13 protein-coding genes are annotated in these 14,312 nt (G+C 72.1%); 6 read left to right on the forward strand and 7 right to left on the reverse strand.

Annotated features, from left to right (window positions below):
* On the forward strand, nt 1–336 hold a 336-nt coding region (locus tag H0487_RS12525), incomplete at its 5' end, for a hypothetical protein (protein ID WP_220793357.1).
* A gap of 45 nt (nt 337–381) precedes the next feature.
* Nucleotides 382–1,779 carry a hypothetical protein gene (locus H0487_RS12530; protein ID WP_183094570.1) on the forward strand — a complete coding sequence of 466 codons (1,398 nt, stop codon included), beginning with the start codon at nt 382–384 and terminating at the stop codon, nt 1,777–1,779.
* Between the two features lie 4 nt (nt 1,780–1,783).
* On the opposite strand, the gene H0487_RS12535 is transcribed toward H0487_RS12530, so the two are convergent.
* Complete coding sequence (locus tag H0487_RS12535) at nt 1,784–2,845, reverse strand: iron-containing alcohol dehydrogenase family protein (protein ID WP_183094571.1); 1,062 nt, start codon at nt 2,843–2,845, stop codon at nt 1,784–1,786.
* Complete coding sequence (locus tag H0487_RS12540; RefSeq protein ID WP_220793361.1) at nt 2,833–3,564, reverse strand: phosphocholine cytidylyltransferase family protein; 732 nt, start codon at nt 3,562–3,564, stop codon at nt 2,833–2,835. The genes H0487_RS12535 and H0487_RS12540 overlap by 13 nt, the downstream gene beginning before the upstream one ends.
* Nucleotides 3,565–3,642: 78 nt before the next feature.
* Between H0487_RS12540 and H0487_RS12545 the strand changes: the two genes are divergently transcribed.
* From H0487_RS12545 to H0487_RS12555, 3 genes are read left to right on the forward strand one after another with little or no spacing between them, the layout of a single operon-like run.
* On the forward strand, nt 3,643–3,888 hold the full coding sequence (locus H0487_RS12545) for a DUF6752 domain-containing protein (RefSeq protein ID WP_220793358.1): 246 nt from the start codon (nt 3,643–3,645) through the stop codon (nt 3,886–3,888).
* Between the two features lie 31 nt (nt 3,889–3,919).
* Nucleotides 3,920–5,035, forward strand: coding sequence for a hypothetical protein (locus tag H0487_RS12550; protein WP_183094573.1), 1,116 nt, complete (start codon nt 3,920–3,922; stop codon nt 5,033–5,035).
* Nucleotides 5,032–6,597 (forward strand): class I SAM-dependent methyltransferase, encoded by a 1,566-nt coding sequence (locus H0487_RS12555; RefSeq protein WP_183094574.1) that lies wholly within the window; start codon nt 5,032–5,034, stop codon nt 6,595–6,597. Before H0487_RS12550 ends, H0487_RS12555 begins: the two co-directional genes overlap by 4 nt.
* Here H0487_RS12555 and H0487_RS12560 read toward each other — a convergent pair.
* Nucleotides 6,594–7,757, reverse strand: a complete 1,164-nt coding sequence (locus H0487_RS12560) for a polysaccharide pyruvyl transferase family protein (RefSeq protein ID WP_183094575.1) — start codon at nt 7,755–7,757, stop codon at nt 6,594–6,596. The genes H0487_RS12555 and H0487_RS12560 overlap by 4 nt on opposite strands.
* 120 nt (nt 7,758–7,877) lie before the next feature.
* Between H0487_RS12560 and H0487_RS12565 the strand changes: the two genes are divergently transcribed.
* Complete coding sequence (locus H0487_RS12565; RefSeq protein WP_183094576.1) at nt 7,878–9,260, forward strand: phospholipase D-like domain-containing protein; 1,383 nt, start codon at nt 7,878–7,880, stop codon at nt 9,258–9,260.
* Between the two features lie 35 nt (nt 9,261–9,295).
* Here H0487_RS12565 and H0487_RS12570 read toward each other — a convergent pair whose 3' ends face one another.
* The 4 genes from H0487_RS12570 to H0487_RS12585 all read right to left on the reverse strand — a co-directional run bounded on the left by H0487_RS12570 (nt 9,296) and on the right by H0487_RS12585 (nt 14,227).
* Nucleotides 9,296–10,285, reverse strand: a complete 990-nt coding sequence (locus H0487_RS12570; protein ID WP_183094577.1) for an endonuclease/exonuclease/phosphatase family protein — start codon at nt 10,283–10,285, stop codon at nt 9,296–9,298.
* A 187-nt stretch (nt 10,286–10,472) separates the two neighbouring features.
* Nucleotides 10,473–11,663 carry a hypothetical protein gene (locus H0487_RS12575; protein WP_183094578.1) on the reverse strand — a complete coding sequence of 397 codons (1,191 nt, stop codon included), beginning with the start codon at nt 11,661–11,663 and terminating at the stop codon, nt 10,473–10,475.
* A complete protein-coding gene (locus tag H0487_RS12580) occupies nt 11,663–12,799 on the reverse strand; it encodes a hypothetical protein (RefSeq protein WP_183094579.1) in 1,137 nt (378 codons plus the stop codon). Before H0487_RS12580 ends, H0487_RS12575 begins: the two co-directional genes overlap by 1 nt.
* Nucleotides 12,800–12,838: 39 nt before the next feature.
* Nucleotides 12,839–14,227, reverse strand: a complete 1,389-nt coding sequence (locus H0487_RS12585; RefSeq protein ID WP_183094580.1) for a phospholipase D-like domain-containing protein — start codon at nt 14,225–14,227, stop codon at nt 12,839–12,841.
* Nucleotides 14,228–14,312: the final 85 nt, after the last annotated feature.

Here is a 14,312-nt window from a genome sequence, read left to right on the forward strand (position 1 = left end):
CGCCTCACCCGCCGCGGCCGCGAGGTCGCAGCCGCGTGGAACCAGCGGGTCCGGGACGCGGTCACGGCGGCCGGCGTCGGGGTCGTCGGCGACCTGGACGACCTGCCGGACCAGCCGGCTCCCGACGCCCCGCGGATGCACCGACCGGAGCCGCACGAGCTGCTCGCCGCAGCGCGCACCGCCCGCGCCGGGCTGGTCGGGCTCGGCGCGACCGCGGGCCCGTCCGAGCCGGAGAGCGTGGAGGACGCCGTCGCGGGGCTGGCGGCGATGGTCCGCGAGGTCGCCGGGGTGGACCTGACCGCGGCCCGCCGCGCCCGGGGACGCGGCCGCTCCTGACGGCCGTTTGGCGCGGGTCCCCGCGCAACGACTAGGGTCCGCGACATGCCTCCGCGCTGGCTGGACCGCGACCGGCGTGACCGTCCGGCTCCCATCTACCTCCACATCGGTGGACCGAGCACCGGCACGACGTACCTCCAGCGGCTGATGACCGCCAACAAGGACGCCATGGCCAAGGCCGGCTTCCTGCTGCCGGGCCGGACCTGGCGCGACGTCGTCCTGGCCACGCACGACGCGCTCAGCCGCGGCCGGACCCAGGAGGCCGCGACCGACCTGGTCCGCGCGGCCGACGGCCACTGGGACGTGCTCGCGGAGGAGATGGTCGCCCACCGCGGCAAGGCCACCGTGCTGTCGATGGAGTTCCTCTGCTGGGCCAAGCCCGAGGCGGCGGCCCAGATCGTCGAGTCGCTCGCCGGGGCCGAGGTGCACGTCGTCCTCACCGTGCGCGACACCGCCGCCGTGCTGCGGTCGCAGTGGCAGACCAACTGCCGCAACGGCGCCGAGGTGCCGTTCCGCCGCCTCATCTGGGGGCTGCGCCGCACCGTCGAGGGCGACGGGCACCCCTCGTCGCGGCCGGAGCGGATGATCGACCGCGCCATGGGCGTCCCCCGGATGATCGAGACCTGGGTCCCGCTCGTGGGAGCCGACCGCTTCCACGTCGTCACCGTGCCGGTCGACAGCCCCGACCCGGACATGCTGTGGAAGCGGTTCGCGGGCGTCATCGGCATGAATCCCGGCAAGTGCCGCGAGCGATCGGTCGAGAGCAACGCCTCGCTGGGGCTCCCCTCCAGCGAGCTGATGCGGCTGCTCAACCTCGAGCTCGGTGAGGTCCCCCGCACCGAGTACCTGCGCACCATGAAGTCCCTGCTGGCCCGCGACATCCTCGGCGAGCGGGCCGCGGACGAGCGCAAGGTCACGCTCAACCGTCCCGGCAGGAACCTCTCGGCCCGGTGGAACGCCCGGATCCGCGAGGCGATCGCCGAGAGCGGCGTCGACCTCGTCGGCAGCCTCGACGACCTCCCGACCGCCAAGGTCGGCAAGGACGTGCCCGCCGAGCTCGACGTCCCGACCGACGAGGAGCTGCTCTTCGCGGCCTCGTGGGCACGCCGCGGGCTCGCGGAGGCGATCGTCTCCCTGGAGGAACGGATCGCGCGCCTGCGCGAGGAGCACGGGTACGGCGACGAGCCCCTGGTCCCGCACGACGACCAGGACGACTCGGACGGACCGGACGGTTCGGACGACGGGCCGGACGACGACCCCGAGGACGCCGGCCTCGACAAGTCCGAGCAGCTCGCCCGTCAGCTGAGCGACCGCACCCCGGAGGTCGGCCCGGCCCTCACCGAGATCATCGGCCTGGTCCGACAGGCGATGCCGCTCGGCGTCGAGCTCGCCGCGCTGCGCGCGCGGATCGCGGCGGACGCCGCGGACGCCGCGGACGCCTGAGCGGCTAGCGAGCCTCGAGCCGGCCGATGAACGCCGCGACCTCGGCGCGCACCTGCTCCTCGTCGAGCGCACGGTGCTCGAGGATCGTGTAGCGGTCCGGCCGGGTGGCCGGCGCGGCGAGCACGGCGGCGACGAACTGGTCGTCGGTGAGGCCGATCTCGCGCGGCGAGACCGCGAGCCCGTGCCGACCCAGGCAGCGGGCGATCTGGTCGAACCGAGCGTCGTCACCGCGCAGGTGGGTGGCGAAGAGGGCCCCGATCCCGGCGAGCTCGCCGTGGTTGGAGACGCCCGGATAGAGCTGGTCGATCGCGTGGATGATCTCGTGGCAGGCGCCGCTGCACGGCCGGGAGGTCCCGGCGACCGACATCGCCATCCCCGAGAGCACGAGCGCCTCGGCGAGCGCGATGAGGAAGTCGTCGTCGGCGATCGTGTCGGTGCGGTGGAGCACCGCCTCGGCCGCGGTCCGGGCGAAGGCGAGGGCCAGGCCGTCGACGGACTCGCCGCGCTCGCGCTGGGCGAGCAGCCAGTCGGCGATGGCCGAGAGGTTGCTGATCGCGTCGCCGATCCCGCCGCGGACCATCGCCGGCGGGGCGTTGCGGACGTAGTCGAGGTCGACCACGACCGCCAGCGGCAGCGCGACCCCGTAGGAGCCCTTTCCGTGGGCGTGCTCGAGCGAGGCCACCGGCGAGCAGATCCCGTCGTGGGCCAGGTTCGTCGCGACCGCGACCATCGGCAGCGCCGCACGGGTCGCGGCGTACTTCGCGACGTCGATGGTCTTGCCGCCACCGATCGCGACCACGGCGTCGTACCCCTGCTGGCCGAGGGCCTCCTGGAGCGCGCCGGCCGAGGCCAGGTTGGCCTCCCACACGTCGAACATCGTCGCGTTGGGCAGCGACGGACGGATCCGCTCCCAGATCTCCTGGCCGTGGCCGGTGCCGACGGCGACCATCACGGTGCCGCCGCTGGTGATCGCGCGCTCGTGGAGCAGCTGCGCGAGGTTGTCGACCGCGCCCGCCCGGATGTCCAGGTGCAGCGGGCTGGCCAGCATCCGCGCTAGTAGCGGCATGCGATCTCCCTGGCCTTGGCCAGGTCGTCGTGGTTGTCGACCTCGACCCACGCGGTGCCCGAGGGCAGCGGGGCTATGTCGATGCGGAGGCCGCGGTCGACCATCTCCTGGTAGCCGTCCTCGTAGTAGAGGTCGGGGTCGCGCTCGAACGTGGCCTGCAGCGCGTCCTTGAGGTGCGGGATCGCGGCCGGCTCGAGGAGCGTGGCGCCGATGTACTCGCCGTACGCCGTCGCGGGGTCCATCAGCTTCGTGATCCGGGTGAGCCCCAGGTCGTCGGAGACCTGGATCTTCATCTCCTCGTCGGCCAGCTTCTTCTCGGCGTCGATCGCGAGCAGCACGTCGGGGCCGCGGTGCTTGAGGAGCGTCTCCTCGACGGCGACCGGGTGCACGGTGTCGCCGTTGACCATGAGCACGCCGTCGGTCATGTGGTCGCACGCGAGCCACATCGAGTAGGCGTTGTTCCAGATCTCGGCCTTGTCGTTGTGCACGAGCGTGATGTCGACGCCGTACCGCTTCTCCAGCGCGGCCTTGCGCTCCTCGACGGCCCCGGCGGCGTAGCCGACCACGATGACCACGTCGCGCAGCTCGACGGCGGCCAGGTTGGCCAGCGCGATGTCGAGGATCGAACCGTCCTCTCCGTCGCGCACCGGCACGAGAGCCTTCGGCAGCGTGTCCGTGTACGGCCGCAGCCTTCGGCCGGCTCCGGCCGCCAACACCATCCCGATCACAAGCGATCCCTTCGAGAAACCCCAGTCCCCGCGCCTGCGAGGACGACGGGCAAGGCTATCCTGCCCGGCATGAACGACCGACTGCGCGAGGCCGGACGCAAGATCGGGAGGGTCGCTCCCGGCTCGACCCGTCAGGAGGTCGAGTCCCTCCGGGCTCGGGTGACCGAGCTCGAGGCCGAGGTGCAGGAGGCTCGGCGGCTCAACCGCCGGGTGGCGGAGCTCCTCGACATCGTCGAGGAGCTCCTCGTCCCGCTGACCCTCCGCGACGAGGAGAAGGTCCAAGCCTTCCTCGACGCCCACACGCTCACCCCCTGATCAGGCCTACCGAGACCGGAGCACCGCGCTGATGGCCAAGACCGTCTACCTGCACATCGGGCTGCCCAAGACCGGCACCACGTTCCTGCAGACCACCATGTGGGAGAACAAGCGCGCCCTGCGCAAGCAGGGGTTCCTCTACCCCGGCACCACCCGGATGGACCACTACCACGCCTCCCAGGAGGTCCGCGGGGCGTCGCCGGCGCGGATGGGTCGCAACGCCGGGGTCTGGAAGCGCCTCGTCGGCAAGCTCGCCGCGTGGGACGGCGACGGGCTGATCTCCCACGAGTTCCTCAGCATGGCGACGGCCGAGCAGGCCAAGGCCGCGGTCGCGGCCCTCGCCCCCGCCGACGTCCGCCTGGTCGTCACCGTCCGCTCCTACGTCCTCCAGTTCCCTGCCGTGTGGCAGGAGGCGCTCAAGATGAACTCCGACCTGGGGTTCGACGAGTTCATGGACCGGGCACTGGCGGACAAGCTCAAGGGCGGCTGGAGCTGGCAGTCCCAGGACATCCCCCAGGTGCTCGGCAACTGGGCGCAGGCCGTGCCGGCCGACAAGATCACCGTGGTCACGGTCCCGCCGCCGGGCGCCCCGCGCGGGCTGCTCTGGGAGCGCTGGAAGGAGGCCGTCGGGATCGACGACAGCGAGTTCGACCTCGACGTCAGCTATGCCAACGAGTCGCTCGGAGCGGCCCAGGCCGCCCTGCTGATGCGGGTCAAGCCGCACCTCTCCGGCCCGCTCGACGTCGGCACCGTGCGGCACCGCTGGGTCCGCAAGTACTTCGGTCACGAGGTGCTGGTCCCCCAGCGCGGCGAGCGCTTCGGCCCGCGGGCCCACCACGTCGAGGAGCTCGCGACCCGCTCGGCCGCGGCGAAGGACTGGGTCATCGCGCAGGGCTTCGGGGTCGTGGGTGACCTCGACGACCTGCTCTCGACGGCAGCCCCCGACGGCACCCACCCCAGCGACGTCCCCGACAGCGAGATCGTCGACGTGGCCGCGCGGGCGATCGAGCAGATGATCCGCGACGTCCGGGAGGTCACCGCCGAGCGCGACAAGCTGCGCGAGGAGCTGCGCCGCAAGGCCCGGCACCAGCCGGTGGGCGGCGCCCGGGCCGCGGCGGGACGTCTCAAGCGGGCGCTGGGCAGGTGACCGAGGCGAGCGGGCCGGTCCTCAAGGTCCACGACGCGCGCCTGGTGCTGCCGGCCGACCTCGAGCCGGGGTCGACGTACGACGTGCTCCTCAACGACCGCCACGTCTGGTCGGTCCAGCCCCAGAACGACACCAAGCCGGGGCGGGGCGGGCTGGTCGCGAAGTGGCCGGCGTCGTTGACGCGCCACCTCGTGGGGCAGGCCGAGGTCGTCATCCGCGAGCACCTCTCGGGAGCGGTCGTCGTCAGCGCCCACCACGTCTTCCGCGGCGAGACCGACAAGACCGTCGACGTCGTCGACCGGGCGGGCAACCCGCTCATCATCGACAAGTACGGCAAGCTGATCCGCCCGCTGTCGGCGGAGGGCACCGACACGCTCGACGAGCTCATGGACCAGGTCGAGGACCTCATCACGGCGATGCGCGAGAAGGCCGGCGTGCCGACGTTCATCGCCTACGGCACGCTGCTCGGCGCGGTGCGCAACGGTCAGCTGATCGGCCACGACAACGACCTCGACATCGCCTACGTGAGCGAGCACGACGACCCGGTCGACGTGATCCGCGAGGCCTACCGGATCGAGCGGGCGCTGCTCGCCGACGGCTGGTCGGTCCGGCGCGGGTCCGGCGCCCGCCTCAACGTGCGGATGCGGCTCTCGGACGACTCGGTGCGGTTCGTCGACGTCTTCACGGCCCACTGGGTCGAGGGCGTCCTCTACATCCCGCAGGACACCGGCTTCCGGCTCCCCAAGGAGACGATCCTGCCGCTGACCACCGTCGAGCTGCTGGGCCGCCAGGTCCCCGCGCCGGCGGACCACGAGACGCTGCTGGCGGCGACGTACGGCCCCGGCTGGCGGATGCCGGACCCGTCGTTCAAGTACGAGACGCCGCGCTGGCTCTCCCGCCGGATCGGCGGCTGGTTCGGCGGGCTGCGGACCCACCGCAAGCAGTGGGACATGTTCTACGGCGCCCACAAGTCGGCGCTGCCGACGAAGCCGTCGGCCTTCGCGCGTTGGGTCGCCGAGCACTACCCCAGCGACCGGCCGCTCCTCGACATCGGTGCGGGCAACGCCCGCGACGCGCGCTGGTTCGCCAAGAAGACGGGCCGCCCGGTCACCGCGATCGACTACACGGTCGGCGCGATGGTCCGCGCGCAGCGCCGGACGGGCGACGGCATCCCGCTGTCGTTCCAGCTCGTCAACCTCTACGACACCCGCGAGGTGATGGCCCTCGGCGTGCGGCTCAGCCGCGCCGAGCAGCCCGCCGACCTCTACGGCCGGTTCCTCCTGCACGCGCTGGAGGACCTGGGCCGCGACAACTTCTGGCGGCTGGCGTCGATGTCACTGCGCAGCGGCGGCCTGCTGTTCCTGGAGTTCCGCACCCACAAGGACCGCGGCCGCCCCAAGACCTTTCAGCAGGCCGGTCGCCGCTTCCTCAAGCCCGCCCAGGTCGTCGCCGAGATCGAGGCCCACGGCGGCCGGATCATCCACCAGGAGTCTGGCACCGGCCTCGCCCGGTTCCGCGACGAGGACCCGCACGTCTGCCGGATCGTCGCGGCCTGGAGCTAGCTGCGGCGCTGGCGGGCGTAGAGGGCCTCGGCCTCGTCGAGCTTGGCGCGGTGGAAGCGGCCGGCCTTGATCCGGAACTCCGGGTCGGCCGACGCCTCGGGGAGCTTCTCCAGGTCGGGGCCGGCGATCGCGAAGCCGGTGCCGAGCTCGGCGAGCGACGCGTGCTTGTTGGCGTAGTAGCCCTCGTCGATCGCGATCGCGACGCCGTCGGCGCCCATCGCTGCCGCGAGCTGGTGGAAGTGGTAGCGCGTCGTGATCCAGGTCTGGCCCGGCCGCCCCGGGAAGCCCTCGTGCCACAGCTGGACGAAGGACATGAAGTTCTCCGCCGGGATCAGGTCGGCGAGCAGCGCGGCAGCGCGGCCGTCGCGGTCGTGGCCGGGGATCGCCTCGAGGTAGCGCAGGGTGCGGCCCTCGAAGCGGCCGCTCTCGATCGCCTCGCGGACGGCGGCGACGATCCGGTCGAACACCTCGTCCTCGGCCAGGTCGCACTGGAGGCTGATCCAGACGTCACCGGGCTTGCCGGTCGGGTCGGGGCGGGCGCCGTGGCCCGGCAGCGAGGGCAGGCCGAGGAACGCGTCGTTGACGGCCAGCGGCACGCCCGCGAGCTCGGCGCTGGCGCTGTCACGGACGGTCGCGTGGTCGGCCGCAGCCAGATCCGCACGGATCCGCTCCGGGTCGATCGCGGGCACCAGACCCAGGCCGGTGGCGACGAACCGTGCGTCCGCCACCTCGGCGAGCCGGCGGCCGGCCCGCACCAGGCGGCCGTGGTGCATCCAGTTGCTGGTGACGTGGCCGCCGCCGACCATGTGCACGGTCGTCGCCCGGCGGGCCTCGATGAGCCCGAGGTCGAAGCGCGGCGAGCCGAGGTCGGTGATCAGCCGGTCGACGATCGCGTCACCCTCCTCGGGGTCGGCATCGATCGTCTCCCAGCTCACCCGCCACAGCAGGTTGGTGAACTTGGCCCGCGGGTGCAGTCCCTCGAAGAGGTACGACGCCAGACCGGGGTCCGGGCAGTCGAGCACGACGTCGCTCTCCGGCTGGCGCTGGGCCAGGAACCGGAGCCACGACGCGGCGATCAGCTCGTCCCCGAAATTGGGGTGGCCGGCGGTGGAGACCAGGTGGATGGTCGGCTGCTTCTCGTTCACGCTCCCGTGTGACACGCGGTCAACCTAGCAGGGGCCGATAACGGTCGCGGGACCAGTTAACCTCCCCACCAGCAGCACTTCCCTGCCACCCTGAACGGCCACTCCGCCGGCACCCTGACTGGGGGTTCCCTGTCCATGCGTCGCGTCGCCGCTCCGCTCGCGATCCTGCTCGCGATCCTGCTCCCGCTGACCCTCCGGCCGACCGCCGCGCCGGCCTCGGCCCCGGCCCCCGCGCCGGCCTCCGCCGACCGCTACGAACCCGGGGGCGGCCCGACGTTCAACGTGCCGAACCCGTGGGGCAACGCCGCCGAGAACACCCGCATCGTGCGCAAGGTAGAGGAGGCGTTCCGGCACGTACGGCGGACCGCCGACGACCCGCACCCGGTCATCCTCGTCACCGGCTACCTCTTCGACCGCAAGCTGAGCGCCGACGCCCTCATCGCCGCCTGCCGGCGCGGGGTGTCGGTCCGGGTGATCATCGACCGGGACGTGGTCGCCCGCCCGTTGCGCGAGCTCGTGACGATCCTCAACGCCGACAACGTGCGCGACCGCGACCGCAACGACGTCGCCGACAACGACGCGCGGGCCGGCCGCTGCAACCGGGCCCTCCCCTTCGACGAGGACGGCCTGCGACGTGGCGAGGGCGCGATCCCGCTGATGAGCGTCGAGGAGGCCCGGCGCAGCGTCAGCGAGCCGACCGGCCGCGAGGTCACCTGGGGCAGCGACGGCAGCTACGTCCTGCGCTGCTCAGGGTCGTGCCGCGGCGCCCGCGACGCCAACGTGCACTCGAAGTTCTATGCGATGTCGAACACCGGGTCGGCCCGCAACGTGGTCATGGTGTCCTCGTCCAACCTCAACGGCGGCGGGGCCAAGCTCGGCTGGAACGACCTGGTCGTGATGAAGAACCGGCCGGCGACCTTCGGGTTCCTCCGCGACGTCCACCGGCTGATGACGGCCCAGCGGCCGGCCGGCCGCGAGCTGCTCGAGCTGGTCGACGGGCCGTACACGACCCGCGTGTTCCCCATCGACGGCGCCAAGGCCAACGACCCGCTGCTCCGCGACCTGCGCAGGATCCGTTGCACGAGCGATCTCGGCCGGACCACCCTGCACATCCAGCAGTTCTGGTGGAACGGCCACCGCGGCAACTACCTCTGGGACAAGATCCGCCGGCTGGCGCGGGACGGCTGCGAGGTCCACATCATCATCGGCGCGGTCGACCGCCGCCTCGGGCGGAAGATGCGCGACGCCCGCCGCGCCGGTCTCGTCGACTTCTGGGACAGCCGGATCGACACCGACGACGACGGCTACGTCAACACCCGCACCCACATGAAGTCGATCGCGGTCCGCGGCACCTACGGCGACGACCGGCGCTACGCCGGCGTGTGGACCGGTACGGCGAACTGGTCCAACGGCTCCCTGACCCGGGGGGACGAGAACACGGTCAACATCGAGAGCCGCTCGCTCTGGCGGCGGTACGTCGACTACTGGCAGGTCGTGCGGAACCACTCCCACCGCTAGCCACGGAGCTGCCGCAGGTCAGCAGGTGCCGCAGCTCAGCAGACCAGCTCGCCGCGCACCCAGCAGCCCTTGCCGGTGACCTTGAACTCGGCGATGACCGGGCGGTGGTCGGAGGCCATGCCGGTCACGATCCGCTGGCTCATCGCGATGACGCGCCGGGTCGGCTTGAAGTGCACGTAGTCGATGAGCCGCTTGTCGAAGCCGTTGTCGAGCTCATGGGTGCCGGTGGCCGGCTCCCCCAGCTTGTAGTAGCTGGCCCGGTAGGCGCGGGTGCCGAGCGCGGCGTACGGGAAGATCGGGTCCTGGGCGACCTTGTCGTTGCGGTAGTTGACGTTGAAGTCGCCGGTGATGAACACCAGACCGCCGCCCTCCTCGGCCCGGATCTTGTCGACGACCCCGAGGAGCCCCGCCATCTGCTGGCCGTAGAGCCGGGTCCGGCGCCGGTTCTCGTTGCGGCCGCCGTCGGAGTCCTGGACGGTCGGGACGAAGTGGTTGTTGAGGATCCAGATCGTGCGCCCGGTCAGGTTGTCCCTCAGCCGCAACCGGACGACGTACTTGGCGTGCATCGTGGACGGGCCGGCACCGCGGTCACCGACGTAGGTCTCGGGCGCCACCTCGATCCAGTCGCGACCGAGGAAGGTGAACTTGTCCGAGCGCCACAGGATCGGCTGGCCGCCCGGCACTGCGGGCACCGGGATCCACCCGTCCCACAGACAGGTCTCGCAGTCCAGGAGCCGGGTCCGGACCCGCTCGCGACGCTCCCAGCTCGACATCTCCTGGAGCGCCACGATGTCCGGGCCCTCGGCGAGCAGCGCCTTGACGTCCCGGAAGGCCTGGCGGGTCGAGGACAACGCCGCGGTGTTGAACGAGGCGATCTTCACGACGCTCGCGACCGGGGCCGGGGTGGGGTCGGTCGGGTCGGCGGCCGCGCCGGCACGGGCTGTCGAGCTCAGCCCGAGGGCGAGCGCGCCGATGAGGAGGGGGACGCCGAAGCGAGCGAGCGACGGGTGTCGGTGATTCCGCACGGGAGATTTCCTCCTGATCGGCGTGTCGCTACCGGATGTGCGACCGCGGGTATGCCAGGGTGCGAGTTTCACATCAGTTACTTGCATCACGCAAGCCCCCTGCTGCCACAAGGGTCCCTCGTGGCACGCTGCTGACCCCTCCGAGCCATGCTCGAGGGGTCGAACGGTCTCCGGATCGGACCGCGGGTCAGGCGTTGCGGCGCGCCTTGGCGCGGCGGTAGGCCCCCCGCAGCCTGCGCAGCACCGGACGGTTCTCGGCCGCCTGGACCAGGGCGAACCTGACCGGCTTCTCCCGCGCCGTCGTGGTGAGGTCGTCAGCCCGCTGGAGGGCCGAGCGCCGCTCGTTGAGGACGACGAGCAGGTCGGCGATGGTCGCGACGCTCTCCTCGAGGAGGACGGCGTCGGGAGGGACGCTGTAGGCGGCCGCCCCGCCCACCTCCTCCGGCGGTACGACGGCGGGGACCAGGTCGTCGAGGTCGCCCACCACGTCGACGCCCAGCGCCTCGAGGCGCGCCACGATGTCGCGCGCCGCGGTGGCGGCGAACTCCTGGTCCTCGGCACCGAGCGCGAGGCGGGTGCCGGGCCGCGGCTCGAGGATCCGGTGGGCGAGCACGTTCTTGACCACGAGCGGGTAGGGGCCGGGCAGCGGCAACCGGTCCCCCAGCTCGAGGTTGACCCGGCGGAGCAGCTCGGCCTGCTCCGCGCCGAGGGAGGAGTTCGACCGCTCGAGCGCGGTGTCGAACGCGTGGGGCTCGAGCCCGAGCAGCCGGGCGAACCGGTCCCACAGGATCAGCGGGTCCGCACCGGAGGGCGGGATCGTCACGATGTGGATCCGCTCGGGCGGCAGGTCGACACCCCAGCGCTCCAGCACCCCGGCGTAGTCCTGGACCTGCCAGAACCAGCTCCGGCGGGCCTGGTCGCCGCGGACCTCCCCGACGAACGCGGCGAACGACGCCGACGAGCGGTGCTTGACGTGCTCCTGCCACTCGGCGCTGATCTGTCGGACGTGGTCGCGGGCGGTGACGACGACGTGCACCTCGGCCCGGTCGGCCAGCGAGGCGACGGCGCGCCGCGCCTGCTCGGCGCTGGCGCCGGCGAACAGCTCGTGGGAGATGAGGACGGTGCCGTCGGCGGCGAGCGCCTCGGCGACGAGCCGGTCCCACATCCCCCTCGCCCGCGGCGGATAGATCGGGTCGTCAGCGAGCCCGCGCAGGTCGAGGGTCGCGAGGTAGTGGTCGTTGAAGCGCTCGCCGGGCAGCAGCAGACCCTGCTCCGCGGCGGTGGCGCGCTGTCCCCAGAGGACGTCCTGGAGGAACGTGGTGCCGGTCTTGGGGCTGCCCACGTGGAGGAAGACCCGGGGTCGGTCACGGCCGGCCATCAGCTCGCTCCCCCGCCCGACGTCCGGGCGAGGCGGCGCCGCAGCCGCCCGCCGACGCGACGAGCGGTCGGCACCAGGCCCGGGTCCGGCTCGGGCTCCGGGGCCGCCCTCTCCACGAGCAGCTCGGCGATCGCGGCGATCGCGGCCGCGGTCTCCTCACCGGCGTCGACGGCGTCCGGGTCGATCCACGGGCCCTCGTCGCTGACGGGGACCAGCTCGGTCAGGTCGCCGTGGACCTGGTAGCCCCGCTTGGTGATCCGCCTGTTCTGGCGGGTCGCGATCTCGGCGAGCCGGTCCACCAGCTCCGGCGGGCACTGCGCGGGAGCGGACCGCTGGCCGGCGAGCACCGACTGGGCGAACTGCCGTTTCACGACCTTGCTGTAGGCGGGCTGCTGGATGCGGCCGTCGAGCACCTCGTTGAGCCGGCGCAGGACGGAGACCTGGACGGCGCCGAGGGTCTGGTTGGCCGTCGGCTCCGTCGAGGTCGGGTCGAACGCGCTCGCGTCGAACCCCACCGCGTCGCCGAAGCGGCGCCAGAGCACGTCGGGGGCCGCACCCGGCGGCGGACCGACGACCAGGTGCACGTTCTCGGGCGGCAGGTCGCGCGCCCACCGGTCGAAGATGCCGATGAGGTGCTGGTTGCGCCAGAACCCGTTCTGGCGCTCGAGCCCGACATTGGCGCAGAACGCCTCGAAGGTGACCGGGTTGCCGTTCTTGACCCGCTCCTGCCAGTCCGAGGACACCTGGCGGGCGAGGTCGCGCGCCGTCACGACCAGGTGGACGTCGAGGCCCTCGAGCGCGGCGAGGCCCTGCTCGACCTGCTCACGGCGCGCGGCCCCGAGCAGCTCGTGGCTCATGATCGTGGTGCCGGGGAAGGCCCGGGCCGCGTCGCACAGCCGTTGCCAGGTCCCCGCGAGCTCCTCCTCGCTGCGGCCCCAGAACGTGTAGGACTGGCGCAGCTCGATCGCCGCGTGGAACATCTCGAAGTGCCGGCGCCCCGCACAGGTCACGCCGAGGGCGTCGAGCTCCTCCTGGTGGCGCCACAGCGCCCGCTGCAGGAAGGTCGTGCCGCTCTTGGGGGTGCCGACGTGCAGCACCACCCGCTGGGTCGCCTCTGAGGTACCGGTCATGCTCATGTCGGGGCAGACTCTAGTGCCCGACCGGCCGAACGCCGGTCACCGACCGTAGACGTCGTACGGCAGCCGACGGGAGTGGTTGCGGATCTGCTTCCAGTCGTCCAGGTAGGCCTCGTAGGCGGCGCGGCCGGCGATGTTGAACGACGTCTCGTCGCTCATGGTGAGCGACCCGGTGACCCAGTTCTGGGAGCCCGTCCACACCCGGAAGGCGCTGCGGTCGCTGCCGACCGTGCCCCGGACGAGGACGTACTTGGCGTGGGTGCGCACCTCGTTCCAGCCGTCCTCGTCGAAGTCCCAGCGGCTGTCCCACAGCGAGATCAGCCTGCGCCGCGCCATGTCGCGCATCCGCTCGGCCAGCAACCGCGAGGGCGCGCCGTAGACGATCCGGACCTTGCAGCCCTCGCGGGCCAGGCTGGCGACCTCGTCGAGCAGGTAGTCGCCCCGCTTGCCCTTCCAGTAGAACATCGAGATGTCGATGTGGGTCCGGCCCAACGCGCTGCGGCAGCGGATCCGACGCAGGTCCTGGAGGGTCGGGTCGTTGCGGCGGCTCGCGTCGCGCATCGGGAAGAAGCGGGCGACGTACGGGCCGTCGGTGATCTGGACCTTCTCGCCGCTGTTGCGGACGTCGTCGGTCATCAGGCGGTGCATCGCCTTGAACCCGCGGTAGAGCTTCGGCCGGTTGCGGACGACGTACATGTCGTTCCAGCCCAGCCGGGCACCGCCGCGGTTGATGTTGGACGAGCTCACCATCACCACGCGCTCGGACTTCTTGGTGTTGGTGAACAGGTAGAACTTGCTGTGCATGTTGCCGCCCTTGCCGCGGCAGCTGCCCTCGCAGACCTTCACGTAGCTGCCGTCACGACCCCAGGTCACCGCGTCACGGCGCGGCGCCTGGACGCTGCGCACCGCCTGCCGCGGGGTGAAGAGCTCGAGCTCGGTGAGGTCGAGCTCCGCGCCCGGGTCGACCCGCAGCCCACCCTTGCTGCTGCGCAACGGCCGGTTGCACTTCCCGGCGCGCGGGTCGCGGTCGGCGACGCCGTCGCCGTCGCGGTCGGGCACGTTGTCGGCGTTGAGCGCGGTGATGAGGCGGCGCGACGGCTTGCTCTCGATGTCCTCGTCGATGATCACCCGGACCGCCACGCCGCGCTGGCACGCGGCGATGAGGGCGTCGACGGCCGTCTTGCGATCGAGCAGGTACGTCGAGATGTGGATGACCGGGCGCCGGTGCGCCCGCGTCCTCTCGATGTTCTTGATCGCCCGTTCGACCGTCTTCACGATCCGGTAGTTCTCGGCCTTGTCCCCGAACGGCCGGGGCACGTTGGCCACGACCCGGCCGCCCGGCTGCCGCTCGGGAGCGGCGGCGGTGGCAGGGACCAGCAGGAGGGTGAAGGGCAGGACGAACAGGAGCAGCAGCGATACGCGGCGCACGGATCTCCCCGGATGGACGGACTCGGACTCGTGTCTATCGACGTCCCAGCAGGCTAACCCACGACTCAGTTCTGGCCATGAATCC

It is taken from the genome of Nocardioides stalactiti (assembly GCF_014180715.1).
Lineage (GTDB): Bacteria > Actinomycetota > Actinomycetes > Propionibacteriales > Nocardioidaceae > Nocardioides > Nocardioides stalactiti.